The 26,209-nt window shown below is 44.6% G+C and carries 24 protein-coding genes; all 24 read left to right on the top strand.

The window, feature by feature from the left end; genetic code table 11:
- The first annotated feature begins 148 nt into the window (after window positions 1–148).
- Window positions 149–2,881, top strand: a complete 2,733-nt coding sequence (locus tag NYE25_RS18900; protein ID WP_341146586.1) for a stalk domain-containing protein — start codon at window positions 149–151, stop codon at window positions 2,879–2,881.
- A 57-nt stretch (window positions 2,882–2,938) separates the two neighbouring features.
- Window positions 2,939–4,099, top strand: coding sequence for a sensor histidine kinase (locus NYE25_RS18895; RefSeq protein WP_042131343.1), 1,161 nt, complete (start codon window positions 2,939–2,941; stop codon window positions 4,097–4,099).
- Window positions 4,100–4,103: 4 nt separating this feature from the next.
- On the top strand, window positions 4,104–4,826 hold the full coding sequence (locus NYE25_RS18890; protein WP_042131342.1) for a response regulator: 723 nt from the start codon (window positions 4,104–4,106) through the stop codon (window positions 4,824–4,826).
- Between the two features lie 237 nt (window positions 4,827–5,063).
- Window positions 5,064–5,510: a glycosyltransferase family A protein gene (locus NYE25_RS18885; RefSeq protein ID WP_341146585.1), complete on the top strand. Its 447-nt coding sequence runs from the start codon at window positions 5,064–5,066 to the stop codon at window positions 5,508–5,510.
- A 126-nt stretch (window positions 5,511–5,636) separates the two neighbouring features.
- Window positions 5,637–7,580 carry a helicase-related protein gene (locus NYE25_RS31310; protein WP_445667139.1) on the top strand — a complete coding sequence of 648 codons (1,944 nt, stop codon included), beginning with the start codon at window positions 5,637–5,639 and terminating at the stop codon, window positions 7,578–7,580.
- On the top strand, window positions 7,577–8,395 hold the full coding sequence (locus tag NYE25_RS18875) for a ComF family protein (protein WP_341146583.1): 819 nt from the start codon (window positions 7,577–7,579) through the stop codon (window positions 8,393–8,395). The genes NYE25_RS31310 and NYE25_RS18875 overlap by 4 nt, the downstream gene beginning before the upstream one ends.
- Window positions 8,396–8,564: 169 nt before the next feature.
- On the top strand, window positions 8,565–8,975 hold the full coding sequence (locus NYE25_RS18870) for a TIGR03826 family flagellar region protein (protein WP_341146582.1): 411 nt from the start codon (window positions 8,565–8,567) through the stop codon (window positions 8,973–8,975).
- A gap of 103 nt (window positions 8,976–9,078) precedes the next feature.
- A complete protein-coding gene (flgM, locus tag NYE25_RS18865; RefSeq protein ID WP_042192418.1) occupies window positions 9,079–9,363 on the top strand; it encodes a flagellar biosynthesis anti-sigma factor FlgM in 285 nt (94 codons plus the stop codon).
- A gap of 12 nt (window positions 9,364–9,375) precedes the next feature.
- Window positions 9,376–9,876 carry a flagellar protein FlgN gene (locus tag NYE25_RS18860; RefSeq protein ID WP_042192416.1) on the top strand — a complete coding sequence of 167 codons (501 nt, stop codon included), beginning with the start codon at window positions 9,376–9,378 and terminating at the stop codon, window positions 9,874–9,876.
- Window positions 9,877–9,930: 54 nt separating this feature from the next.
- Entirely contained in the window at window positions 9,931–11,514 is a 1,584-nt protein-coding gene (gene flgK / locus NYE25_RS18855) for a flagellar hook-associated protein FlgK (RefSeq protein WP_341146581.1), read from the top strand.
- Between the two features lie 15 nt (window positions 11,515–11,529).
- Window positions 11,530–12,447, top strand: coding sequence for a flagellar hook-associated protein FlgL (gene flgL, locus NYE25_RS18850; protein WP_341146580.1), 918 nt, complete (start codon window positions 11,530–11,532; stop codon window positions 12,445–12,447).
- Window positions 12,448–12,462: 15 nt separating this feature from the next.
- The gene (locus NYE25_RS18845) at window positions 12,463–13,029 is read left to right on the top strand and encodes a DUF6470 family protein (RefSeq protein WP_341146579.1); all 567 of its coding nucleotides are present in this window, start codon (window positions 12,463–12,465) and stop codon (window positions 13,027–13,029) included.
- Window positions 13,030–13,146: 117 nt separating this feature from the next.
- Window positions 13,147–13,593, top strand: a complete 447-nt coding sequence (locus NYE25_RS18840) for a flagellar assembly protein FliW (RefSeq protein WP_341146578.1) — start codon at window positions 13,147–13,149, stop codon at window positions 13,591–13,593.
- Window position 13,594: 1 nt separating this feature from the next.
- Complete coding sequence (gene csrA, locus NYE25_RS18835) at window positions 13,595–13,840, top strand: carbon storage regulator CsrA (protein WP_341146577.1); 246 nt, start codon at window positions 13,595–13,597, stop codon at window positions 13,838–13,840.
- Between the two features lie 221 nt (window positions 13,841–14,061).
- Window positions 14,062–15,576 carry a flagellin N-terminal helical domain-containing protein gene (locus NYE25_RS18830; protein WP_341146576.1) on the top strand — a complete coding sequence of 505 codons (1,515 nt, stop codon included), beginning with the start codon at window positions 14,062–14,064 and terminating at the stop codon, window positions 15,574–15,576.
- 173 nt (window positions 15,577–15,749) lie between these two features.
- Complete coding sequence (locus NYE25_RS18825) at window positions 15,750–16,142, top strand: flagellar protein FlaG (RefSeq protein ID WP_341146575.1); 393 nt, start codon at window positions 15,750–15,752, stop codon at window positions 16,140–16,142.
- 18 nt (window positions 16,143–16,160) lie between these two features.
- Window positions 16,161–18,053 (top strand): flagellar filament capping protein FliD, encoded by a 1,893-nt coding sequence (fliD, locus tag NYE25_RS18820; RefSeq protein ID WP_341146574.1) that lies wholly within the window; start codon window positions 16,161–16,163, stop codon window positions 18,051–18,053.
- A 19-nt stretch (window positions 18,054–18,072) separates the two neighbouring features.
- Entirely contained in the window at window positions 18,073–18,483 is a 411-nt protein-coding gene (fliS, locus tag NYE25_RS18815; RefSeq protein WP_341146573.1) for a flagellar export chaperone FliS, read from the top strand.
- Window positions 18,476–18,817 carry a flagellar protein FliT gene (locus NYE25_RS18810; RefSeq protein ID WP_341146572.1) on the top strand — a complete coding sequence of 114 codons (342 nt, stop codon included), beginning with the start codon at window positions 18,476–18,478 and terminating at the stop codon, window positions 18,815–18,817. The genes fliS and NYE25_RS18810 overlap by 8 nt, the downstream gene beginning before the upstream one ends.
- Before the next feature lie 235 nt (window positions 18,818–19,052).
- Complete coding sequence (locus NYE25_RS18805; RefSeq protein ID WP_019915069.1) at window positions 19,053–19,250, top strand: cold shock domain-containing protein; 198 nt, start codon at window positions 19,053–19,055, stop codon at window positions 19,248–19,250.
- 387 nt (window positions 19,251–19,637) lie between these two features.
- On the top strand, window positions 19,638–21,077 hold the full coding sequence (locus NYE25_RS18800) for an S-layer homology domain-containing protein (protein ID WP_341146571.1): 1,440 nt from the start codon (window positions 19,638–19,640) through the stop codon (window positions 21,075–21,077).
- Between the two features lie 229 nt (window positions 21,078–21,306).
- The gene (gene hpf / locus NYE25_RS18795) at window positions 21,307–21,855 is read left to right on the top strand and encodes a ribosome hibernation-promoting factor, HPF/YfiA family (RefSeq protein ID WP_042131328.1); all 549 of its coding nucleotides are present in this window, start codon (window positions 21,307–21,309) and stop codon (window positions 21,853–21,855) included.
- A gap of 279 nt (window positions 21,856–22,134) precedes the next feature.
- Window positions 22,135–24,642 (top strand): preprotein translocase subunit SecA, encoded by a 2,508-nt coding sequence (gene secA / locus NYE25_RS18790; RefSeq protein ID WP_076297896.1) that lies wholly within the window; start codon window positions 22,135–22,137, stop codon window positions 24,640–24,642.
- 368 nt (window positions 24,643–25,010) lie between these two features.
- Window positions 25,011–26,124 (top strand): peptide chain release factor 2 gene (gene prfB / locus NYE25_RS18785; RefSeq protein ID WP_143759238.1). Its coding sequence is split into 2 segments (ribosomal slippage): window positions 25,011–25,082 and window positions 25,084–26,124, totalling 1,113 coding nucleotides; the frame shifts between segments, so codons are not numbered across the junction.
- Window positions 26,125–26,209: the final 85 nt, after the last annotated feature.

The following is a 26,209-nucleotide window of genomic DNA, read 5'->3' as shown; positions in this document are numbered from 1 at the left end:
TTGACTCTATAAAGCTTGGAATCTCTCAATTTCGCAACTTTTTGGCTTATTTTCAGTCTATTAAAAGAGTACTAGAAAAATAGGGACCAGTTTCCAGACTTTGATATGGACTGAAAGAGTACAAAAGAGATGGGAGAGTTACGTTGAAATGAATGAAGTTTTCATGGAGAAGAAGAGTAACGAGGTTGTACGGGGAATAAGATTATCTTCCACTAAAAAGTGGATTGCTGCTTCATTGGCTGGTGTGTTATGGATTATGCCGGTAATTGGCAGTGAAGGTATGATGCTGTTTGGTCAGGGATCTGCACCAATTGCAGCTGCAGCCACAGCTCCTTTTAAAGTAAGTAAGCTGGGAGAAGAAGTGATTACTTCGGGCGCCATTATGATGAAATATAAATATACTACTACACGTTCTGGGGCGAGTGCTTCTGGGCTTGCGGATGTCATTCGTGTAGATCTTAACAATCCATATGTTTCTTTAGATGTGATGACTGGTAAAGGTGGAAACCTGACTACGCGGCAAAGTACTGGCGGGATGGCCAAGGAAACTGGAGCGGTGGCCGCAGTAAATGGCGATTATTTTAATACAGGTGGAGAGGGTGCTCCGATCGGTGGACAAGTATCAGGTGGAGTACTGGTGTCTACCCCTTCACAATTAGATGGAATGTATGCCTTTGCAGTGACAAAAGATCGCAAACCTATTATTGACGAGTACAGCTTTGAAGGGATGGTAACCGCGCCAGATGGCGCACAGTTTGAGATCTCCGGTATCAATAAAGGCGCTTATAGCCCTGAAGGCGGCAGCTCGACTTATAGTCATGCTAATGCTATGTATATCTACACAGATGTATGGACTGCACTCGACCGCCCTAAAAATAGCTCTACCACTCCAACAGAGGTACTTGTTGAGAATGGTGTAGTTACTCAAATCTCAGAAAATGCTGCACTCCCTATGGCGGTTCCAAAGGGAGCTTATATTTTGCGGGCACATGGCTTAGCCGCACGATATGTTACTGCCCATTTGACGGTAGGACAACCTGTAACAAGTGTGTATTCCCTGAAATCTAAGACTACACAGCAATCGCTAGATCCTGCGAGTCTACAAACAATGATTGGCGGACATACGATTCTAGTAAATAACGGAAAAGCAGCAACGTTCTCTCGTTCTACTAGCAGCATTGGAGGCTATCGTGCACGCACGGCTTTAGGATATTCTCAAGACGGACGTTATGTATATATCATAGCTACTGAGAAAAATGGCAATAGTTCAGGGATGTCTCTAACCGAATTGCAATCATTCATGACCAATATTGGAGTCTGGAAAGGTCTTAATCTCGATGGAGGCGGCTCTACAACGATGGTAGACCGGCCCCTCGGTGAAACCTCTACTACACTCACTTTTAATACAGAGTATGGCACAGAGCAACGCAGTATCGTTAACGGGCTTGGTGTCTACACTAACGCACCGCAAGGTGAAGTCAAAGGAATCAAAATTAGCGGAAGTTCCGCACTGCTGGTTGGACAAAAGGCAACATATTCTTTAAAGGGTTATGACACTTACTACAACCCTATTGATGTAGTAGCAGGTAATCCTACATGGGTATCAAGCGGCGGAAGCGCAACGGTAAGTGCAGGTGAAGTAACGGCAGTGAAGCCAGGTACCGTTACCTTAACGGCTAAAAGCGGTTCTGCAAGCGCCTCTACAACTGTTACAGTTCTGGGTGGTAATGATCTATCCAGTATGAGTGTAGGTACAGCTACAGCGCCACTGACAGCCGGAACTACTGTGTCTGTCCCTGTTACAGCGGCAACGAAGAGTGGAACAACTATCAATGTTCCGGATTCAGCACTGAAGTGGGAGTTTGTAGGCTTTAAGGGAGCCGTGAAAGATGGCAAGCTTACTGTAAACGCCGTTGATGCAGGGGTTACTACAGGTTATGCTATTGCCCGTTATGATGGATTTAGTGCAGTGGTTGTATTATCAACAGCAGCAGCTACAACATGGGAAGATTTCGAGAAGGTAAGCTATCCAATCGACTTTACTACCAATGTTCCAGCGGTACAGGGTACTGCAACGATAGTGGATGGAACGGCTGAAAGAGTAGGCTCCAAGGTGCTGTCACTCAGTTATGATATGACGGCTGGCAGCGGCAAAATGTATGCTTATGCTCAGCTTAATGGTACAAGCGGCAAAACAGTTCCAGCGCTTGCAACTTCGATGTCGGTTGATGTGATGGGCGATATGAGCTTGAATTGGCTGCGTGCTGAATTTGTAGACAACAGTGGAGCTACAGCTTATGTGGATCTTGCGAAGATCATCGATTGGAATGGTTGGAAGAACATTAACATTGACTTGTCAGGCTCAGGCATTAAATTCCCAGCAACGCTGAAGAGACTCTATGTTGTCAACGTAGAGGAAGGCCAAGATGAACGGGCGAAGACGGGTACAGTTGCCGTTGATAATATCAAGTTTACAATGCCATCGCTTTCTAGTGATGCAGGCTTACCGAAAGGTACGGCTTCCATGAGCATTGGTTCAAAAGCAATGACCGTAAACGGAACAAAGAAAGCTATTGATGTAGCTCCAATTGTAAAAGACGGTAGTACTTATGTGCCAATTCGGTATGTCCTTGATGCTTTCGGAGGCAGCGCTACTTGGGATCAGGTGAATAAGAAGATCATGGTATTACGCGGAGCCAAGGCACTGGATCTTACCGTAAATAAAAAAGAATATCTGCTGAACGGTAAACGTCAGAGTGCTGAAGTAGCACCTATCATTTTGCAAGGTAGGACTTTAGTACCGTTAAGATTAGTTTCTGAACAGCTAGGATTAACTGTAAAATGGGAACAGAAAACGAAGACCGTAACTATCGAATCGTGATATGTTAATATAAAGGAAAACCTTTAAAACGATTCGATAGAAAAGGGGCAAGCATCCGTGGAATTTCAAGCCGATGCGATTGATCGCGTCATTAAAAATACCATCGACGTGATGGAGAGCAGCAAGTATCAGATTTTTGAAATATTGCAGGTTGCGCGTGATGAACTTGCTGCACTCAACAAAGAACTGCAGCGGGTCATGGACGAAACGGATGAGACATTGAAAAAAGTAGACAAGCTGGAGCTGCAGTATCATCGCTCCAGAATCCGGCTGACAGAGGTCAGCCGGGACTTTGTCCGCTACTCGGAGAAGGATATCCGTATTGCCTATGAGAAGGCTACGGAGCTACAGCTCGAACTCATGATGACGCGTGAGCGAGAGGTCTATCTTCGATCAAGACGTGATGAATTACAAATGCGAGTGCGCAGTGTCGAAAATTCTGTAGAGCGCGCAGAGTCAATTGGTTCGCAAATGAGCGTAGTGCTCGAATATTTGTCGGGAGAACTAGGTCAGGTGACGAGAATTGTCGAATCTGCGAAGAACAGACAGATGATAGGACTCAAGATAATCCTGGCTCAAGAGGAAGAACGGAAGAGAATTGCCCGGGAAATTCATGATGGTCCTGCTCAAATGCTGGCGAATCTAGTCCTTAGGACGGAAATTGTAGAAAGAATGCTGGTAAAGCAGGAATTTGGGTTGGTGCAGGACGAAGTAATAGATTTGAAAGGACAGGTTCGATACAGCCTGGAAGAAATGCGTAAGGTCATCTTTAATTTACGACCGATGGCTCTCGATGATTTGGGATTAATTCCGACTTTGCGGAAATATGTGCATGATTTTGAGGAGAAGACGAAGCTGAGGACGACCTTGGAAACCAGAGGTCAGGAACATCGACTATCTTCAGCCATGGAGGCAGCGGTATACCGATTGGTCCAGGAAGCTTTGTCTAATGCAGCTAAACATGCCTACCCGAGTTTCGTATTGGTAGAGATTACTTACCAAGCGCAGTTAATTAAGATTGTGATTAAGGATAATGGATTAGGTTTTAATGTGCAGAAATTAAAAAATCCGCAGGGCAATCGTGAAAGCTTCGGGCTAGTAGGTATGCGGGAACGTGTAGAGCTGCTTGAAGGCAGAATGGAAATCATATCAGCCGAGAATCAAGGGACAACAATCGTGATCCACATTCCGACGAACGTGGAGAAAGGGAAGGAGTAATGTGATGGAGAACTTAAACTCTACTAAAACGCCCATTAAAGTTCTTTTGGCGGATGATCATCAGCTTTTTCGTGAAGGGCTGAAACGTATTTTGAATATGGAGGAGGATATCGAAGTCATCGGTGAATGTGGTGACGGTATCCAGGTATTAGAGTTCTGTAACGGAACTAAACCAGACATCGTGCTGATGGATATTAATATGCCTATTGAGAATGGCGTGGAGGCCACTCAAAAACTGCGGGAAATGTTCCCGGAGGTTAAGGTAATTATTTTATCGATTCATGATGATGAGAGTTATGTGTTTGAAACCCTTCGTAAGGGTGCCAATGGTTATTTATTGAAGGATATGGAGGCTGAATCCCTTATTAATGCGATCCGTTCGGTCTGTGAGGGACACGCTTTTATTCATCCAAAGGTTACCGGAAAGCTAATCAATCAATTGCGGCGCATGACTTACCTTAATGAGACTGGAGTAGCTGCTGATACGGTAGTGAAGGAAGCCGGTGTTAAGTTTGTGGCCGGTGACAACAATCCTCTAACACGTCGTGAAGCAGAAGTACTGCGGCTGATGGCGGAAGGTAAGAGTAACAAAATGATCGGTGAGTATTTGTTTATTAGTGAAAAAACGGTCAAAAACCATGTTAGCAGTATTTTGCAAAAAATGGAAGTTGATGATCGTACGCAAGCTGTAATTAACTCGATCAAATATGGTTGGGTAACCTTATAAGAATATTTACAGATTTACGGTACATATAGGAATGAATTCAAGGAGAGCACAGCTTGTTCCTTTAAAATATAAGAAAGTATAGGTTTCACTCCATACTTTATGTCTTATATTTCTCGCATAAACGCTTACCGTCCTTGCAAGGACGCCGAAGGCGTTTATGCTTGACAGGAACTCTGGGCAGTCACCGACCTTTTAAAGCCGGCATATAGTGTTGGTATACAGAGGAGGTGCATCTCCATGGTAGCCCAGTTGATATGGATTGCGGCTGTTTATGTATCCGCTGCAGTGATTATTCATATGCTGCATAATCGGCAGAAGGTGCGGCAGACACCGCAGTCCGTGAAATGGATTCATTATATTTTCATTACCCGCAATCATGCATCTGTTGTGGAATGGTACATTCGGGCGCTGACATTTCAAGCTTTTTTAACTGGAAAACGATTTCGAGCAACGTTCATGGACGATGGCTCGAGCGATGGAACCCTTGGAATTGTTTCCAGGCTGGCTGATAGTGGCTGCTCTATCGATCTTGCAACATCTATGTACACTTTTCAGGTGAGTGAAGAAGAGTTGCAGAAACAAGGGATTGTGGTAGACTTGCGGTTGTCAGGGCAGTCTGTTTCGTTGCCTTTTATGGGGATGGCAGGAAGTAGGGGATGCGAATCAAAGCGCGACAGATTTTAAGTAAATATGTGAGTAACGGGTGAAGCACACTCTCCAAGAAATGGAGGAGTGTGCTTTTTGCGTTTGAGGCAGGGAAAGTAGAGTGGGCAAGAGCGATTAATGGTGAGACTTAAGGAGGCGGTTTTTATGCGAGCGGCTGTGTATGCCTTGGAATGTAGAGGGATCTGGAGTATTTGGATTTCTTTAGATCTTACAGTAGATAGATGGTGGTGGTCTGGCAATGGATCGGAGAGTCATGGTAGGGGTTTAGAAACGGTGGACAAGCTGGTATTAATATCACCTGCATTGCCGCTGGGGTGGGCGGTGAAGCTGCGCGATTATTTTAAACCAAGGGACGGAATGAGGAACTGGGGGGCTAAGGAGTGGGGTCAATACGTAAGCAGTGTTCTTGAGCCTGAGTTGAAGGAGGAAAGGGAAGCAGGAGGAAAAGGCGAGGAAGAGTGGCTTAGTGATGGGGTGTCGCTATGGCGACCTTATGAATTAGGTTGGGTAATAGAACAGGGTAAGAAGAACATTGATAGCAGAAGTTACAGTAGAAGAAATGATCTCGATTATGCTTTGCTTGAATCGGAGGCAGAACAACTATCGTGGGCTGTGGCCGGCCGCTCTTTACTGCAGCCGGAAATTGAGGCGCTGCTGGCAGAAGGATTGCCAGAGCTGACAGGTCGTTGGCGTCAGGCGGCACAACTGGCGCATTTACAGGGGCGGCTGGAGTTGATAGCCGCCGTGGGTAGTCACGCCCCGGCTGCGCACGCGTGGTGGCGCTGCGCTGTCGCCCGCCGCGCGGTTTCGCGCTGCCTGCGCTGCGGCAGCGCCCCAACCGGCCGCACGGCATGCGCCGCGTGCGGCCTTATGGGCTGTGCCTATTGCGAGGCCTGCCTCGCACTTGGGCGCAGCCGGGCTTGCGCGCTGCTCCTGCGCAGCGCAGCGCTTCCGGCCGTGCGGTGCACGGCCGCCCTTGACCCCACCGCGGCCGCAGGCCGGTGGGGGCTTAGCCCAGCGCAGGCGGGAGCCGCTGGCGCTGCGCTGGGTTTTCTGGCGGAGCGGCGTGAGCGCTCCGCCAAACCGTGCCCAGAGCGGTTCCTGCTCTGGGCGGTGACGGGAGCCGGGAAGACAGAAATGATCTTCCCGCTCCTAGAGGCCGTGCTCGCCGCCGGTGGGCGGGTGCTTGTAGCGACGCCGCGACGCGACGTCGTACTCGAGCTCGCTCCGCGGTTCGCAAAAGCTTTCCCGGCGGAGACTCTCGCCGTGCTTTACGGCGGCAGCGCAGAACGCTGGGTGAGCGGTCGCTTAACGCTCGCGACCACCCATCAGCTGCTGCGCTTCCATCATAGCTTTGATCTCGTAATCATTGACGAGCTGGACGCATTTCCTTACCACAATGACCCTATGCTGGCTTATGCCGCAGAACAAGCTTGTAAGGTAGAGGGTTATTTTATCTACTTATCAGCCACTCCGCCACAAGAAATGCAGCGATTGGTCCGGTCAGGTAGGCTTCCACATGCCAGAGTACCTGTCCGCTTCCATGGTCATCCCTTGCCTGTGCCGCAGCATCTGACCATGACATCCGTTCAAACATGCCTAAAGCGTGGGAACTTACCTAGATCGATCATATATACGCTTCGTAGGTCGCTCGAGCGCAAGGCGCAAATCTTTTGTTTTGTGTCGCGTATTGCACATATTGAAGGATTACTGGTTCTGCTTCGTCGGAGCTTTCCCGGCGTAGTTATCGAGGGTACCTCCTCTAAAGATCCCTTCCGGGCAGAGAAGGTAACTGCTTTCCGCAGCCGCGCGATCACCCTATTAATAACAACTACGATTCTGGAACGGGGAGTTACAGTGCCACGCAGCGATGTATTTATTTTGGATGCGGATAGCGATCTCTTTGACGAAGCCTCCTTGGTTCAGATGGCGGGTCGTGCCGGGCGATCAAAGGATGATCCTGCTGGGCGTGTTGTATTTGCCTCTCCCCAGTGGACCCGATCACAGCGTGGAGCGATCTCCCAGATCCGTACTATGAACATCATCGCTCGCCGCAAAGGATATATCAGTAAGGATGTTTCGAGATGAATTCTCTGTTCTCATGGTTAACTAAATCTCAGGCACTCTTGTCCTCTTCCGTAACTCCATGCTTAACTTGCGGCAAGCGCAACCCTGGATCCTCGCAATTTCCTGGAGTTTGCAGGAATTGCGTAGAATCCATTCCTTGGATACGTTCCCTACGCTGCTTGAAATGTGGTCGGCATGTGGGCTGTCCTGACTGTACCCGCAGTAGTGAACCGTCACCGATTATTTGTAATCGAAGTGCAGTGGCTTACACTAGTGTTATGCGAGAATGGTTGGGTCAGTATAAATATCGCGGGAATGAACGGTATGCCCCTTTACTTGGCCTCATGCTGGATAGAGCCTATCTAAACCTAAAAAAAGAGAAGCAGAGCGCTCTTTTATCCCGAAAACCATCCATCATCCATCGTTCTTGGACTGCTGATTTGTTAGTGCCTGTGCCTGTCAGTGATGCCCGGCTTATGGAGCGAGGATTTAATCAAGCGGAAAGATTGGCGGATGTGCTGTCTAGACGTAGAAAGGTCCCACAGCTTCCGCTGCTAATCCGTACACATCATACGGGAAAACAGAGTTTTAAGAGCCGAGCGGAACGACTAACGGATATGAAGCACGCTTTTGCGGAGAATCCGGCAGTAACAACACAATTTGCGGATTGGATGAAAAGGGAGGTACCTCTAAATCGTCCTGTTCGGATTATTATTGTCGATGATATTTATACGACGGGCAGTACCATTCGTGCGTGCGCTGAGATCATACAACAAATGGGTTCAGATTATGGTTATGCGGTAGAGGTGTATAGCTTAACTTGGGCACGTTCTTAAGTGGAACAAAATGCATGATTGTGAACACCTCCATTCACTTTTTGAAGACAAACATACACCTAGTAGCGTTTCTTCTGTCCCATAGACGAATTCTCTGCAATCATGTAATCTAGGAGCATAAGAATATTATGTGTTGTACAGAATGTACGGAGAGGAGCGGCTGCTTGTTATGAATCTAGACAATTGTCCAAGGTGCGGCCGGTTGTTTGTTAAGAATCTTATGGGTTTGTGCCAGCCTTGCATCAAAGAGCTGGAGCATGAATATGAGACCTGCGTGGAATATTTGCGGGAGAACAAAGGAACCAACATTCAAGAGCTGTCCGATGCTACGGGAATTTCGATAAAAGAGATCACCCGCTTTATTCGTGAAGGCCGGATCTCTATAGCTAATGCACCTAATATGATGTATCCTTGCGAGGTGTGTGGAACACTGATTCGCGATGGACATATGTGTGATAGCTGTCGTAGTCGGCTAAGGAAGGATCTCACGAATGCCGCCAAGGAAAGTGCTGCTGAGGATTCTACCAAAAAGACAACAGACGGTGCATATCGTGCCATAGACAAGTTGCGTGACCTATAAAATCTGCAAAAAAAACGTTTGCAGCTATAAAGTATGTTTCAGTCTACGCCGATAAACTTAGTAAAGATTATCGGCTTTTTTATATTAGAAGGAAGGTGAAGTTATGAAAATTAACGAGACCGGACGAATTAACGCGATGAATCCGTATCAACGCAGCGCCGATGCGCAAAGGCAGGAACAAATGAAGAAAAGTTCACGCAAGGATGAGGTTTCGATCTCTGATGAAGCAATTCAGCTCTTGCAAGCACAGAATTCTGGTAATGATGCTGAACGTGCACTTAAGATTGACAGTTTGAAGCAACAGGTCTCCGCAGGTACCTATCAAGTAGATGCAGCTAAGCTAGCAGAGAAACTCGCCCCTTACTTTAAGCAATCCTCCGAGAATTAGGTGAAACCATCCATGGCATTGACGACATTAATAGAACTATTGGAGCGGCTGGACGAAGTGCATAACCAAATGCTGGAGCTGGCCGCTGAGAAAAAACAGACGATTATGGACAACAAGGTGGATGCATTAATCGACATCCTGAACCGTGAGTCCAAGCTAATGAAGCTGATTGGACAGCTCGAGGAACAGCGAATCGCGGCAGCATATACCGTTCTGCAAGGCGTAGGTATTCGTTCCAACTTGAACCTGAACCTAACTGAGCTGTCCAGACTTATATTTGACCCTGAAGACAAGGCACGACTGCTGCATATTCAGCAGAAGCTTTCTGGCACTTTGCACCGCTTGAAAGAAGCAAATGAGCTTAATCAGAAGCTAATAGAGCAGTCGCTTACTTTTATAGATTATTCTTTGGATCTGCTAGTCGGAAGACCGAATCAGGATATCACATATCATCGTCCGTCCGATAAGGGCAATGGCGTAAATCGGTCGGGGATTTTTGATGCACGAGGCTAGAATTGTACTGATGAAGTGTTCTGCTGGAGCAGAACATAAGGAGGAGTAAGAAGCATGACATCCACATTTCACTCGATAGAGACCGCGAGACGCAGCCTTTTTACTCAGACCGCAGCTCTTAATACGACTGGACATAATATCGCTAATGCGAATACCGAGGGTTATACCCGTCAACGTGTTAATATGAAGGCAGCTTTACCTATTGAAGCATACGGATTTAATAAATCTACCGTTCCTGGTCAAATGGGCACAGGGGTGGAATTCTCATCTATCGATCGGATTCGGGAAATGTTTCTGGATGATCAGTACCGTGGTGAGAATTCTGCATTTGGTAACTGGAAACTTCAAGCAGATACCCTCTCTAAACTAGAAGCGATTGTTAACGAACCATCGGATACAGGTATTCGTACGGTGCTGGACAACTTCTGGAAATCATGGTCTGACCTTAGTAAAAACCCTGAGGATCCTACTGCTCGTAAGATTGTAGTGCAAACTGCACAATCTTTGACCGATGCCATGAATTATATGAGCACACAATTAGATAATCTTGATCGGGATCTAACTACTAATATTGACGTTAAAGCAAAAGAGGCTCAGGGTTACCTGACCGCTATCGCAGATCTGAATAAATCGATTTATAAGATTGAGGGTATGGGTGATCAGGCGAATGATTTACGCGATCAACGCGATCTTATGGCGGACAAGCTATCCAAAATTGCTAATATTACCGTTGTGGAAACGGAAGCTGGTTATAACGTTTCTCTGGGTGGACAGCCACTGGTAGAGGGTGGGGAAGTTACTGCAAACGTAGATAGTGCATTTCTTAATAATGCTTATGCCGCTGGAACTTTGAAGGGCGGCGAGGCTTACGGAATGATTTTCTCCAAAAATACTTATGTTACCGACTACAAGAAACAACTCAACGATATGGCTAGTACGATTGCTACTGGTGACGTTGAGATTACAATACCGGCAGGTTCCAATCTTCCTGAAGGTACGGTGTTGACTAATGATACCAAGATTAAGCAAGCGGATGGAACCGTAGTTACTTTGGCCGCTGGTCAAGCAATGCCTAAGGGAGCAACGATGTATGAAGACGCCAAGACCATTGTCAAAGGCTTAAACGGACTTCACAAGTTAGGTTATGCGATGGATGGAAGCGCTGGTCGTGATTTCTTTGTAACCTCTGGTGACGCTGGAACGATCAAGTTGAATCCGGAAATTGCTGCAGATGTTAGCTTATTCGCAACCTCGCTCCGTACAACTGTTGATGCTGATGGTAAAACGCAGGTTGTTAAAGGAAATAACACCTTGGCTCTTTTATTGACGAACCTCAAGGATAGTAAATTCACTACGCCGGACGGTAAAGTTAGCAATACTGTGGGTGGGCTTCTAGGCTCTATGGTTGGCCAATTGGGTATTCAATCGCAGGAGGCAGCGCGTCAAACTGATAACTCAGATTATCTGGTAGAGCAGGTTAACTCCCGTCGGCAATCTGTTAGCGGTGTGTCTCTGGATGAGGAAATGTCGAATATGCTCGTGTTTCAGCACGCTTATAGTGCCGCTGCGCGTTTTATGACTACTTTTGATGAACTGCTCGACAAATTGATTAATTCCACCGGCACAGTCGGCAGATAAAAGGAGATATAGCATATGTTGAGAGTAACCTCTAACATGATGAATTCACAGCTTCTGCTTAACCTAAACCGTAATGCTCGTACGATGAACGACACACAGTTACAGCTTTCAAGCGGACAAAAAATTAACAAGCCTTCCGATGATCCTGTAGGGATTACGTATTCCCTGCGCTATCGTGCGGAGCTTTCATCTAACGAGCAATATACCAAGAATGTAGATAGCGCTCTTTCATGGCTAGATTATAATGATACCGTCCTAGGTCAAGCTGGGGATGTTGTTCAAAAGATTCGTGAATTGTCGGTACAGGCTGCGACAGGGACTAATCCACAGTCAGCACTGGACAGTATTAATGCCGAAGTGATGCAGTTAAAAGATCAACTTGTGGATATTGCGAATAGTACGTTGAATGGTAAATATATTTTTAATGGTGAGCAATACAATACGAAGCCTTATGATTTCACTAAAGGTGCAGATGGCACTTATGATGTATCTAAGGCGATTACAACAGATACCGGACAGATTCAGTTTATTGTAGGTGATGATGTTCGTATGCCTATTAGTACGACTGGCAATGACGTATTTGGTAATACTGGGGATGCTGACAATTTGTTTGCAATCATTAATCAATTATCAGTTGCTTTGAAATCCGGTGATTCCAAAGGAATATCGGCACAACTTGGTTTAATTGATACAAGGATGGAAAAAATTCTGACGGCGCGCTCTGAAATAGGGGCCAAAACCAATCGTGTGGAATTAATGCAGGATCGGCTTAGTGATTTGAATATTAACTTAACGGATTTACAGGCTAAGACTGAAGATGCCGACTATGAGGGTTTGATTATGAACTCTAAGATTCAAGAGAATATCTATAATGCCTCCTTGTCTGTGGGCGCAAAGATTATTTCCACAACTCTCGTAGACTTTATCAGATAACGGAGGTGGTGCTCGTTGCTTCAGCCGATATTGCAAATCCGTCAGACGCCTGCAGTGATTGGCATTGATGCTGATCCGGGCACATATTCGATAGCCCAGCCAAAGGCTGAGGTCAATGTTACAACCACTCCGGGGCAATTAACGGTTCAATCCACTCGGCCTGAGCTTACTGTAGATCAATCTCGAGCATGGGAAGCCTATAACGGTGGAAAGATGCTCGATATGAATAGTCGGATTTACTCTGGAATTCAGCAGTTGTATCTTCAGGGCATTGCTAGAAAAGTCGAGCAAGGGAATCGTATGGCTCAGTTTTTCAGACCTGGTAACACAATTGCAGAAGTGTATGGCACTGATACCGAGCCGAATTCGTTTCCAGAAATTCGCGGTCCGGCATCCTACGACAATGTGGATATTCACATCGAAACGAGAGACCCGCAAATCGATTTTCGAGCCGCAAAAGTGGATATTCAGGTGGAGAGACGTAATCCGGAAATTGAATATACCCGTGGGAAGTTGAACATATACATGCAGCAATACGCTTCGATTCAGTTTATTCCACCAGAACTGAATGTTCAATTGTAGCTTCTTAAGCTATAGATGTGCCGGAAAGCGCCTCTATAGCTTTTCTGTTATTTAGAATCCGAATGAAGTAAGTTAAGAACCAGTTTTGCTATGCAGAACTTTTGAGGAGTGAACAACTTGATTATAGAAACACTGTCTTGGGGCAAACTTGAATTGAACGAGGAACAGCTATATCATTTTTCCAAAGGAATCCCAGGATTCGACGAAGAAACAGACTTCGCATTGATAGAAATGGCTGAATCTCCCTTCTGGTATTTGCAGTCAGTGAAGAACGAAGGATTATCCTTTCTGCTTGGTGATCCGTTTATATTTTATCCCTCCTATGAATTTGAACTGCTGGATGATGAAGCTGAAGAGCTCCGGATTGGTTCGAATGTGGTTGTCCGTTGCATCATTACGCTGAAGGAACAAGTTGAGCAGTCCACAATCAATCTGCTGGCTCCCATTGTATTGAATCCTGATGGTAAAGCGGGCAAACAAATTGTTCTACACAGAACACCTTATCACACCAAGCATAGCCTGCTGCAAGAGCAGCCAGCAATAGACGGAAAGGATGGTGGATAATATGCTCGTGCTTTCCCGCAAAAAAGGGGAGTCCATCGTCATTCAAGATCAGATTGAACTAACGGTCTTAAGTGTGGAGGGAGATACGGTTAAAATAGGCATTGCCGCTCCCAAGCATGTCGATATTTTCCGTAAAGAAGTATATCTGTCTATACAGGAAGCAAACCGTGAATCGGCTGCTCCGTTGCAATCGGATCTTAATGCGCTGATTCATCGGCTTCGCGTACCCAATGGCAATAACGAATAAGTGTCTACAAAACTCATTCCTGGGGCTGCAGCCTCAGGTTTTTTTGTGATATAGGCAGATTCTCCAAGAAATTTTAAAAAAACTTCGAAATGCTCTAAACAGTTGGGTACATGCCGTCGATATATGTAGTAGACGCTGATCCGGCAGGGCGGCCGACCTTAATGGTTCGGCGTTTACCACATGGATGTGGAACTAACTTAATTTCAGGGAGGAAATATCAAATGATTATCAACCACAATATCGCGGCTTTGAACACTCATCGCCAACTGTCTACAAACACTGCCAACACTAACAAAAATATCGAGAAACTGTCTTCCGGTCTTCGCATCAACCGTGCAGGTGATGACGCAGCTGGCCTGGCAATCTCCGAAAAAATGCGCGGTCAAATCCGCGGTTTGGATCAGGCTTCCCGTAATGCTCAAGACGGTATCTCTTTGATTCAAACAGCTGAAGGTGCTTTGAGCGAAACTCACAGCATCCTGCAACGTATGCGTGAGATCGCAGTGCAATCCGGAAACGATACTAACAACGACCTGGACCGTGGAGAACTTCAAAAAGAAGTTAGCCAACTTGTTGATGAAATCGATCGTATCTCGAATACAACAGAATTCAATACTAAGAAACTGTTGAATGGTAATCTTGGAGCTGCAAGAACTGCAACTGCTGGAGTAGTTGAAGGACAAGCTAACTTTAAAAGTTCTTCGACTGTTAATATCACAGGAGCAACTGGTGTTCTCACCGGTAATAAAGTTGGTTCACATGAAATTACGTTCTCAACAGGTGTTGCTGGTGAAGTAAAAGGAACGGCTTCTAACCTTAATGGAACAGAAACTCTTGCTTCTCTAGGAATTACTGATGTTGCAGGTCTAGCAGTAGGCGATCTTGCTTCTGAAACTGCACTGACAGGTATTAACCTTAACAGTACTGTGGCAGATTTGATGAATGCAATCACTACGCAAACGAATGCTAAGGCTGAATTAGTAGATGGTAAGTTGACTGTTTCCAGTAAGGCAGCTTCGGCTACTCAACTTAATATCTTACAAACTACTGCAAGTGCAACAAGTGCAACTAACGTTTTGTTTGGATCAGGTGCAGGTACAGCAGCTAAAGCGTCCACTAATGCTGATGCCACTAAGCTTACAATAACAGATAAATTTACAGATGCGTCTGGCAATGTATCCACTACTGTGGACAGATCTGGTAAAGATGGAACTGCAGACATCACTTACAACGGTCTCACTATTAAGAGAGGTGCAGCTGATATAGCTGGTGGAGACAAGCTTGTTGTCGATGGCCTGAAAGCTAAGGATGCTCTTGCAGCAAGAACTGACAGCTCCGCTACTTTCCAGATTGGTGCCAATGAGAACCAAACAATGAAGCTTGACATTGAGGATATGTCTTCTAAAGCGCTTGGTCTTACTATTGGAGGAGAAAAAATCAGCATCGCTACTTCAGCAGATGCTTCCAAAGCTATTACTACAATTCAAAGCGCTCTTGAAAACGTATCTGGTGAACGTTCAAAACTGGGTGCTGTTCAAAACCGCTTGGAACACACCATTAACAACTTGGGAACTTCTTCAGAGAACTTGACAGCTGCTGAATCCCGTATCCGTGATGTAGATATGGCTAAAGAAATGATGCAGCAAACCAAGAACAACATTCTTGCACAGGCTTCCCAAGCTATGTTGGCTCAAGCGAACCAACAACCGCAAGGCGTTCTGCAATTGCTTCGTTAAAATTAATTCTGCTTTGTTCTGGTCCTGGGGATATCCCTGGGGCCTTTTTTTGTTTTGGTAATCAGTCTGCTGCTGGAAGTGTTCTTTTTTTTGCTTGACAGGTTAAAGTCCTAAATTATCCCTCAAATAAACCGATATATAGTATAAATCGAGCTTTGTTGGAGGTCGAATTAATGAATATACAATTCTCGCTTACTGCTACTCCCAATATAACGGGACAGAGCGGAGCCGCAGACAACAAGCAAAATACAGGTGCGGGGTCACAGGCTAGTAAAACATCTCTGATCAGAGACACCAGAGATATGAGTGCAAAAGAAATGCAGGGAGTAAACGTGTCAATTGCCGAAAAACAACTCATCCGTACAATTGAACAGGCGGTAAAATCATTACAAGGACCATTGACCACTCTGGAGATTTCAATTCATGAAAAGACGCATGAAATTATGGTGAAGGTACTCAATAAAGACACTGGTGAGTTGATTCGTGAAGTTCCTCCAGAAAAAACGCTGGATCTTGTAGCCAATATGATGGAGATCGCCGGGATTTTGGTAGACGAAAAAATATAACATTATGGGGGTGTTGTTTTGGTTACACGAGTAAACGGATTCTCGGGAATGGATATTGACAGTATGGTCAAGAATATGATGAATGCCAAAAGAGTGCCATTTGAAAAACTTAATCAAGATAAACAGCTTTTGGAATGGAAGCGGGAAGGTTATCGTGAGTTGAACAGTAGGCTCTATGATTTCCGGACTAATAAATTGGGAACTAAGTATGGTAGCAGTTCCGCACTAAATGCTAATAAGGCAGTTGTCACAGGAAATACAGATGCTGTAAAAGCTGAGGCAACGTCGATGGCCAATGGAATTGAAATGAAGATCAGTGTTACTCAACTGGCGACCAGAACGACCTACTCAACACCTGGACTAGGTCAGGGAATAACAGGGTCAACATCATTAGCTAAGCTAGATAATGTTGATCTGTCAGTCATGACCCCAAAAGAAGTGGAAGAGTATCTGAATAAAGGGTTTGATATTAAAATAAATGGTGCAGATTTTAAAGATAAGAATGGTAAGTCGCTTTTTAATGGCAGCACATCCATTTCTACATTGGTAGCAACAATTAATTCAAATGAAAAAGCAAATGCGATTGCAAGTTTTGATGAGATTACAGGAAAGTTAACAATTTCTGCAAAAGATAGTGGTGAGGGTGGAACTGTAGAGATTGTTAATCCCACGCAAGGGAACGCATTAATTGGTCTTTTTTCTAAAACAAAAGTTGTTGAAACAAATGGGTTGGAATCAACGATAGATGCATCTACAACAACAATGGGACAACTGCAAAATTTAACTGTGGAAGAAGCTAATTCGAAGAAATACAATTTCAGTATTAATGGAAAGTCCTTTAATTTCGATGCAAACACTACAATTGCTAATTTGGTAAAGGAAATTAATGATCAGGTTGGAGCTAATGTTATAGCTAGTTTTGATGGGAAAAAATTAAAAATTGTAGGCAAAGATGATGGCGCAGTAGTTATGGGCGGCGGTTCTTATGAGCTATTAAAGATGTTTAAAGGGACAGTGCCAAAAGTAATTGGAAATGATGCTATTGAGAAAGTCATAGATGGCAAGAATGCACAAGTTACTATCAATGGGGAAAAACTTGATAATATAAAGAGTAATACTTTCACAATTAATGGTGTTCAACTCACTTTGTTGAAGGCGACTGTTGTAAAGGACAGTGGTGGAACAGAGATTGATACCCCCCTTATAGTAAAAAATCAATCTGATCCAGAAAAAGTTTTAGAATCTATCAAGGGATTTATAGCAGATTATAACGATTTGATCAAAATGCTCAACACAAAAGTTGATGAGGCCAAGTTCCGAGATTTCAAGCCATTGACGGACGAGCAGAAAAAGGAATTGAAAGAAGATGATATAAAAAGCTGGACAGAAAAAGCAAAGAGTGGGCTCTTCAAAAATGACGATATAATGAAAACTGTATTGTCTGAGATGCGCATGGTTATTACTCAACAACTCGGTCCACTCGGTGCGCTTGGTATTACCACAGGAAAGTATATGGAGAACGGTAAATTAATACTTGAAGACGAAACAAAGTTGAAGAAAGCTATCAGTGCCAATCCTCAACTTGCTATAGATTTGTTTCAAGGTCCAACAAGTGCTTCAGATTCTGGTTTATTTGATAAGTTAGCTGCTAATATGACAAGTGCGATTCAAAAAATCTCTGATCGAGCTGGTACCAACAGATTTACAATGGACCTGACTAGTAGTTTCAAGGAAGAAAGTGTCATGGGAAGGACACTAAAGGATTATAATAGAAGAATCGGAGTTATGAAGAAGAATCTCGTTAATGCTGAAAACCGCTATTACAAACAGTTTACTGCCATGGAAACAGCAATGAGCAAGTTGCAATCCCAGTCCTCCAGTTTACTCTCCAGCTTAGGTCTATCATCATAATAGTTAAAGGGTGAGATTATTGATTAATTCTCCTTACGATAAATATCGGCAGTCTTCCGTTAAGACATCTACGCCTGCTCAACTGGTACTTATGCTCTATGATGGAGCGATTCGTTTCATTCGGGCTGGTTTGGATGGTTTAAAGAGGGATGACCTTGAAAAAACAAATATCAATCTTGGCAAGGCCCAAACCATTGTCAGTGAGCTGATGAGCACTCTGGATAATAATTATGAAGTATCCAAGAACCTGTATTCACTCTATGAATATACAAATTTCCTACTTGTTGAGGCCAATATACGCAAAGATACAACAAAGGCTGAGGAAGCGGTGGGATATTTGATTGAACTACGGGAAACGTGGTTACAGGCTTCCAAAATCGCAGCAGGTCAAGGTCAGCCGCCGTTATCTACGGAAATTTCAAATGGATAAAGATAAGCTTATTATAGAGTTGAAGCAATTGACGCAGAATATAATGGAGCGGTTATACGAAGTCGAATTTGAAGAGTTAGAGTCTTTCGTGGACGAACGTCAGAAATTGATTGATGACATCATCCGACAGTTCTCGTTGATTCCTGCATCGGAAGCGCAAAAGGTCGAAATTGAACGAATTTTGCATCACGATTCAGAAATCACTGCTCGCATGAACACTCTTTGCCTCGAGGCCCAAGACTGGCTGCAGAAGCGCAATCAGTCCAAGGTACAGCGCAGCGCCTACGAGGCCGCTTACACCCCAGATAGTTTTCTAATGGATCGCAGAAAATAATTCATTTCGGTGTTTCACTATAGGAGTAGACGGGTATTAAATACCGTCTGCTCTTTTTTTGATCCTTACGCCGTAGCTATTTCTTGATTATGGTAAATTAAACGTCCTATTTTACGTGGTAAATTATTGCATGTAAACATTTACTTTTCCAATTGACAATGAAGAAGTTACGGTGGTATAGTCGATTTGTGAGCAAGACTCACGTTCATCTGATGACGAAGGGAATGTTTAATCAATGGAAGGTAAAGTAAAATGGTTTAACGCAGAAAAAGGTTATGGTTTTATCGAGACTGCAGACGGTGGCGACGTATTCGTACACTTTTCCGCGATTCAAACTGACGGTTTCAAGACTTTGGATGAAGGCCAATCCGTAGAGTTCGATATCGTTGAAGGTGCACGCGGACCACAAGCAGCTAACGTAATCAAATTATAATCATACGGCTAAGCCGACCTACATATAAGTAGATGGTTAGCAATTTAGACAGCGCTAGCAAGGATCTTGGGATTTCTCCCAAGGTCCTTTTTTTGTGTGCTTGGGGCCCCCGCAAAGTACCTGAGTATGCATCGAAGTAAAGCTCCACTTTGTGGGGATAATTTGTGCTCTCAAAAGCCTCTATCAAGGCAGTTAATAGAAAAAAAATAGCGTACTTTGTAAATTTTTAATATGGAAAATGTTAGAACTCTTCGAAATGTGGGTAATAGCTTTACGTTGAGCTGTTTATCTTACCTCGACGCACACTATGTTAGCCTAGGCCAATACTTCCAAAAAGAGATTCATATAGCCTACGCTATCAAAACTTTTAGGAGGATGATTAGCAGGATGAAAAAGAAGTTGCGCGGTCTTATGACCGGAGTTTTAGGAGTTAGTATGTTATTAGGATCTCTTGGCAGTGTATCTGCCGCCTCCGTACCTAAGGATATTCAAGGTCACTGGGCCCAAGCTCAGCTACAGGAATGGTTAGATAGTGGATACCTTGGAGGATACCCAGACGGTACAGTTAAACCAAACAAGGCAATTACACGTGGAGAGTATGTAACTCTGGTAAATCGCCTGTTCGGTTTTAAAGAAAAAGCAACTGTAAGCTTTAAAGATATGAAAAGCACAAACTGGAACTACAGTGAAGTGGCTAAAGCCGTGGAAGCTGGCTATATCGGAGGATACGAGGACAATACGTTCCGTCCTAATAGTCCGCTCACAAGACAAGAGGCAGCAGTAATGGCTGCGAAATTACTTAAATTGAGCACCAATAGCACTACTAGCAAATTTAAAGACAATGCACAAATTGCAGCATGGGCAAAAGGTGCAGTAGCCGCTGCAGCGGATAAAAAGATTATTAACGGTTATCCGGACGGAACCTTCGGTCCTAAGAGATCGTTAACACGTGCAGAGGCTGTTGGTATTATCAATACCTCAGTCATCTATTACCCAGGTAGCGGCACAGGTGGTGGAGTGATTCCTACACCAACGCCAACGGCTACTCCGACACCAACAGCTACTCCAACACCAACAACTGCTCCAGGTGGTAGTACTGGTGGAGGCAGTGGTGGTGGATCTGGTGGTGGTGACGGAAATGAAACAAAACCAACCGTTAGTGGGGCAACCTATGGTAACGTTGGTTCGGTAACAGCTGATATATATCTAACATCTTCCGTAACGGGTGCAGTGTACTATGTTGTAGCTCCTTATACTGCTAACGTAAATGTACCAAGTGCACTGCAAGTGGAAAAAGGACAAATTAGTGATGGAACTGCAGGCGTGCATCACGGTAGCGCAGCTACTGTAGCTAACACTAAGGTTACCTTCTCTGTTTATGGATTGAATTCTGGTACGGAGTATGCGACTTATATCGCGGTAGCTGATGCTTCGGGTAAGCTTTCTGATGTTACAACAGTTCGTTTAACTACAGCTCAGGCAACTACTAACCCGGTAGCGCTTTTTGAACCGGGACAAGTAGGAACAGTTACAGCAGATGTATATATTCAATATGGTGTGCCTGGTGGCACTACAACACCGGTAAGATACGTAGTATTGCCGGCAAATGAAAAAGCGCCTAGCGCAGCACAGATTGCTGCGGGGCAGGATAGTACAGGTGCTGCATTGAATGCACCATGGACCGGCACACCTTCCATTACTCCAGGCGTAAAATATACACAAACTTTGACTGGATTGACAGCTAATACTGCCTATAAGGTATACCTTGTTACAGGATCAGGTACGCAATTGTCATCTGTAGAAATCATTCAAATTCATACCAAGTAACTTAATCTTATACTGTCTCAGTTTGGGAATATAAGAATGGAATTCGTACTATAATAACGTCAGGTTTACTCTTGGTCCGGTGAGGCGAATAGTTGCTCTTGCCGGACTTGTTTTATTTGTGAACACTACGACAATATTTGTTATCTAATTGTAAGGGCTGTAAGGAATTACTTTTTACTTAGCCTTAACAATTTGGTATAATGAAGGTGTAACTAAAGGAGGAGTGGCCATGCAATTCACCATTCGAGGTCAACAAATTGACGTGACCGACGCTTTGAGAGAGTATGTTGATAAGAAGCTCAGCAAACTTGAGAAGTATTTCGAAGCACCCCCTACCTCTGAAGGGTCTGTGACGCTTGGCGTAGTTCGCGGCCTTCATACGGTGGAAGTAACCATTCCGCTTGCTGGCGTGACGCTTCGTGCGGAAGATCGCAGCGATGACATGTATGCTTCCATAGATGCCGTTGTGGACAAGCTAGAACGTCAAATTCGCAAACACAAAACGAAGATCAATCGTAAGTTCCGTCAAGAGGGACTGAAGACGCTGTTTGTGGATGGAGCTAGTACCGCTGTTGCTGTAGAAGAACAAGATTATGATGATTTAGAAGTTGTGCGGAACAAACGCTTTACAATGAAGCCGATGGATGTGGAAGAAGCAATTCTTCAAATGAACATGGTAGGACATAATTTCTTTGTGTTTTCCAATATCGACACCTCGGAAGTAAGCGTAGTTTACAAACGTGATGATGGTAAATATGGACTGATTGAACAGGGCTAAGATACAATGATGCCAGTTATGCTCTAAGTATAAAGGGCCTCGAGAGTTAGTCAGAACCTAAGAAATTTAAACCGAGCCCCTATTCGCTTGCAGCGAATAGGGCTCTTGTGCGTATAAGCGACTATATTTGAAAAATGTGGCTGATACACCTTGTATTGCGGCATCTCTTACAAACTGTTACAATTTATGAAGCAGCGGAATCGAATTTATAAATGGCCCTTTCAATTTTGTGAGGATGGGCTCGGTTCCACCATCTGTGTTGCATGAAAGGGGTTAACCATGCTAGGACTTGTAAAGAAAATATTCGGAGACACCAACGATCGTGACGTTAAACGTCTCATGAAGACAGTCGATGTAATTAATGGATTGGAACCGGAATTTGTAAAGCTATCTGATGAACAGTTACAAGCTAAGACAGCAGAATTCCGTGCCCGTATTGAAAAAGGCGAAACTCTGGAAGAAATTCTTCCTGAGGCATTTGCAACCGTACGTGAAGCTTCCAAGCGGACACTTGGTATGCGGCATTTTGATGTGCAGTTAATTGGTGGTATGGCTCTGCATGAAGGCCGGATCTCCGAGATGAAGACTGGTGAAGGTAAGACACTAGTAGGTACATTGCCAGTGTATTTGAATGCTTTGCTAGGTAAAGGCGTACACGTAGTAACGGTCAATGACTATTTGGCTCAGCGCGACAGCGCACAAATGGCACAAATCTATAACTTCCTGGGCATGACGGTTGGGGTTAACCTAAGCGGTATGGACCATGCTGATAAACAAGCTGCTTATGCCTGCGATATTACGTATGGCACAAACAACGAATTTGGTTTTGATTATTTGCGTGACAACATGGTGCTTTATAAAGAGCAAATGGTTCAGCGCCCTCTGTATTTCTGTATTATTGATGAAGTGGACTCTATTCTTATTGATGAAGCACGTACACCTCTTATTATTTCCGGACAAGCTGAGAAGTCTACAGAATTGTATTTTTCAGCAGACCGTTTCGTGAAAAAGCTTAAGGCTGAAGAAGACTACACAGTTGATATTAAGGTGAAGTCTGTTGCCTTGACTGAAAAAGGTGTGGCTACTGCTGAGCGCGCTTTTGGTATTGAGAACTTGTATGATCACAGTCATGTAACTTTGAATCACCATATCGTCCAAGCCCTAAAAGCAAATGTAATTATGCGTCGTGACGTAGATTACGTTGTAAACGAGGGTGAGGTCGTTATTGTTGATGAATTTACAGGACGTCTAATGTCAGGTCGTCGCTATAGCGATGGGCTGCACCAAGCGATTGAAGCAAAGGAAGAAATCGAAGTACAGAATGAGAGTATGACTCTTGCAACAATCACATTCCAGAACTACTTCCGTATGTATCGTAAACTCGGTGGTATGACAGGTACAGCGAAGACTGAGGAAGAGGAGTTCAAGAAGATTTATGGTCTTGAAGTTCTTCAAGTTCCTACGAACAAACCAAATCAGCGTGTAGATATGCCAGATGTGGTCTACAAGAGTGAGAATGGTAAGTTCAAGGCTGTCGTGGAAGAAATCGTAGAACGTCACAAAAAGAACCAGCCTGTACTGGTTGGTACAGTGTCGATCGAGAATTCAGAGCTCGTATCTGAAATGCTGAAGCGCAAAGGCGTTAGACACCAAGTGCTTAACGCGAAGCATCACGCTGCGGAAGCAGAAATCATTACCCATGCAGGTCAGCCAGGTACAGTTACGATTGCTACCAACATGGCTGGACGTGGTACGGACATCGTTCTGGGTGAAGGTGTGACAGATCTTGGAGGTCTGCATATCATTGGTACAGAGCGTCATGAATCGCGCCGGATTGATAACCAGCTGCGCGGTCGTGCAGGTCGTCAAGGTGACCCTGGTTCTACACAATTCTACTTGTCGCTTGGCGATGAGCTCATGAAGCGTTTTGGCGCTGACAACGTTCTGACTATGATGGATCGTCTCGGATTCGAGGAAGATCAGCCGATTGAGAGCCGCATGATCACACGTGCTGTAGAATCTGCTCAGAAACGTGTTGAAGGCAATAACTTTGATATCCGTAAAGTCGTATTGCAATATGATGACGTGATGAATCAACAGCGTGAAATTATTTATAAACAACGCCGTGAGATTCTGGAGTCCGATAATATTAAAGATATCGTGCTTGAAATGATCAAGCCTGTAATTGAGCGTATCGTTCTAGCACACTGTAGCGATGATATTCCTGAGAACTGGGAACTGCAAGAAGTTGCTGATTACGTAAACAGCAAGCTGCTTGAAGAAGGTGCTTTGACCCGTGATATTCTATGGGGTAAGGAAGCTGAGGAGATCATCGAGTTTATTTTCGAACGTGTGCTTGAGAAATATGCTGCACGTGAAGAACGTCTGGGTTCAGAACTCGTACGTGAATTCGAGAAGGTAATCGTGCTTCGTTCCGTAGATAGCAAATGGATGGATCATATTGATGCAATGGATCAATTACGTCAAGGGATTCACTTGCGTGCTTACGGTGGTACGGATCCACTTCGTGAATATCAATTCGAAGGCTTTGAGATGTTTAATACTATGACTGCTACGATTCAAGAAGAAGTAGCTACTTATATTATGAAGGCTCACATCGAGGCGAATCAGGAACGTCAATCCGTTATTGATGAAGACAAGATCTCTACAAACAGCGAACCTGTTGAGAAACGTCCGGTTCATGTTGAGGCTGTGACTGGTCGTAATGATCTTTGCCCTTGCGGAAGCGGCAAGAAGTACAAGAATTGCCACGGTCAAAACGCATAAGACAAACGTTTAGTAGCGCTCATATTCAGGTGTTGAAGATATAAGTCTTTAACCCTGATCTCTATGGGTATACTAACCATAAAGAGCGGCTGGGCCCGGGGGTATCCCCCGTTTACGGCCCAGTCGCTTTTTTGGATATTTAGTATTCGAGTGAATGAGGAATGGAGAGAAGGTTTGGAACTGGAGAAGCGTAGCGCTCGCCTTTATCTTCAGATTCCAACCGCAAGTGCGGTTATCTAATCAAGGAATCTGAGGATAACAGCGATCGGAAGTCCAATCCTTCTCGGAATGGCTAATCATTCACTCACCCACTAACTATCCATTAGAGCGACGACCGTAACAACCAATTTTGAAAGGTGAAGTGACCTATGATAGAACCAAATGTAAAGCAGGATCTGCGTGAAATAGGCAAGAAACTAACTGACCTTAGGGGGTCTCTTTGACTTAGATCTTAAGCAAGAGATGATTTCTAACTTTGAAGAGAAAATGGCGGCTCCAGGATTCTGGGATAATAGTGAGCAAGCGCAGAGTGTAATCGCTGAGATGAACGCTGTGAAATCTTCCGTAGATCAATACGAGAAGCTTCAACAGGAATACGATGATGCTGCGATGATGGCAGAGCTTGCGGATGAAGAGGGCGATGAGGATCTGGCAACAGAAATCGGAGAGACGATCCGTAGCCTAGGAAGTAAAGTGGATGAATTCGAGCTGCAATTGCTGCTTAACCAACCGTACGACAAGTTAAATGCTATTCTTGAGCTTCATCCAGGTGCAGGCGGAACAGAATCCCAAGACTGGGGACAGATGTTGCTGCGTATGTACACACGTTGGGCTGAGAAACGTGGATTTAAGGTTGAAGTGCTTGATTATTTACCGGGTGATGAAGCAGGGATTAAGAGTGTCACACTGCTCATCAAGGGTTTCAACGTCTACGGATATTTGAAAGCCGAAAAGGGTGTACACCGACTGGTGCGGATATCCCCGTTTGACTCTTCTGGCAGACGGCACACCTCTTTTGTGTCCTGTGATGTCGTTCCGGAAATTACGGATGATGTTGAAGTTGAGATCCGCACCGAGGATCTTAAGATCGATACGTATCGCGCGAGTGGTGCCGGTGGACAGCATATCAATACCACGGACTCTGCTGTACGGATTACTCACTTGCCGTCGGGCGTAGTGGTAACCTGCCAGAACGAACGTTCACAGATCAAGAACCGGGAACAAGCCATGAAAATGCTGCGTTCCAAGCTCTATGAACGCAAGCTGCAAGAGCAGCAGCAGCAATTGGATGAGATTCGCGGCGAGCAATCCGAAATCGCTTGGGGCAGTCAGATTCGTTCCTATGTATTCCATCCGTATAACATGGTCAAGGATCATCGTACTTCCGTGGAAACGGGTAATGTGGGTGCAGTAATGGACGGAGACCTGGACGCATTCATTGATGGGTACTTGCGTAGCCAGATCAAGGTTGAGGCGGATTAAGGGATTTTTTCGGGAATATAGGAAAGTATAAGGTTACTCCATACTTTATCTTTATATTTTTTTAGGGGAAACGGATACCATTCTT

Origin of the sequence: Paenibacillus sp. FSL E2-8871 (assembly GCF_038000345.1) — a bacterium.
GTDB lineage: Bacteria > Bacillota > Bacilli > Paenibacillales > Paenibacillaceae > Paenibacillus_AQ.
This window is presented reverse-complemented; position numbering and strand designations above follow the sequence as displayed.

Bases quoted from the DNA above. Each gene is read 5' to 3' on its own strand.
- NYE25_RS31310 (WP_445667139.1), top strand. From the start codon at position 5,637: ATGCGAGCGGCTGTGTATGCCTTGGAATGTAGAGGGATCTGGAGTATT.
- NYE25_RS18800 (WP_341146571.1), top strand. From the start codon at position 19,638: ATGAAAAAGAAGTTGCGCGGTCTTATGACCGGAGTTTTAGGAGTTAGT.
- secA (WP_076297896.1), top strand. From the start codon at position 22,135: ATGCTAGGACTTGTAAAGAAAATATTCGGAGACACCAACGATCGTGAC.
- NYE25_RS18810 (WP_341146572.1), top strand. From the start codon at position 18,476: ATGGATAAAGATAAGCTTATTATAGAGTTGAAGCAATTGACGCAGAAT.
- NYE25_RS18885 (WP_341146585.1), top strand. From the start codon at position 5,064: ATGGTAGCCCAGTTGATATGGATTGCGGCTGTTTATGTATCCGCTGCA.
- NYE25_RS18870 (WP_341146582.1), top strand. From the start codon at position 8,565: ATGAATCTAGACAATTGTCCAAGGTGCGGCCGGTTGTTTGTTAAGAAT.
- NYE25_RS18805 (WP_019915069.1), top strand. From the start codon at position 19,053: ATGGAAGGTAAAGTAAAATGGTTTAACGCAGAAAAAGGTTATGGTTTT.
- flgL (WP_341146580.1), top strand. From the start codon at position 11,530: ATGTTGAGAGTAACCTCTAACATGATGAATTCACAGCTTCTGCTTAAC.
- flgM (WP_042192418.1), top strand. From the start codon at position 9,079: ATGAAAATTAACGAGACCGGACGAATTAACGCGATGAATCCGTATCAA.
- NYE25_RS18860 (WP_042192416.1), top strand. From the start codon at position 9,376: ATGGCATTGACGACATTAATAGAACTATTGGAGCGGCTGGACGAAGTG.
- csrA (WP_341146577.1), top strand. From the start codon at position 13,595: ATGCTCGTGCTTTCCCGCAAAAAAGGGGAGTCCATCGTCATTCAAGAT.
- NYE25_RS18875 (WP_341146583.1), top strand. From the start codon at position 7,577: ATGAATTCTCTGTTCTCATGGTTAACTAAATCTCAGGCACTCTTGTCC.
- NYE25_RS18825 (WP_341146575.1), top strand. From the start codon at position 15,750: ATGAATATACAATTCTCGCTTACTGCTACTCCCAATATAACGGGACAG.
- NYE25_RS18890 (WP_042131342.1), top strand. From the start codon at position 4,104: ATGGAGAACTTAAACTCTACTAAAACGCCCATTAAAGTTCTTTTGGCG.
- NYE25_RS18830 (WP_341146576.1), top strand. From the start codon at position 14,062: ATGATTATCAACCACAATATCGCGGCTTTGAACACTCATCGCCAACTG.
- flgK (WP_341146581.1), top strand. From the start codon at position 9,931: ATGACATCCACATTTCACTCGATAGAGACCGCGAGACGCAGCCTTTTT.
- NYE25_RS18900 (WP_341146586.1), top strand. From the start codon at position 149: ATGAATGAAGTTTTCATGGAGAAGAAGAGTAACGAGGTTGTACGGGGA.
- hpf (WP_042131328.1), top strand. From the start codon at position 21,307: ATGCAATTCACCATTCGAGGTCAACAAATTGACGTGACCGACGCTTTG.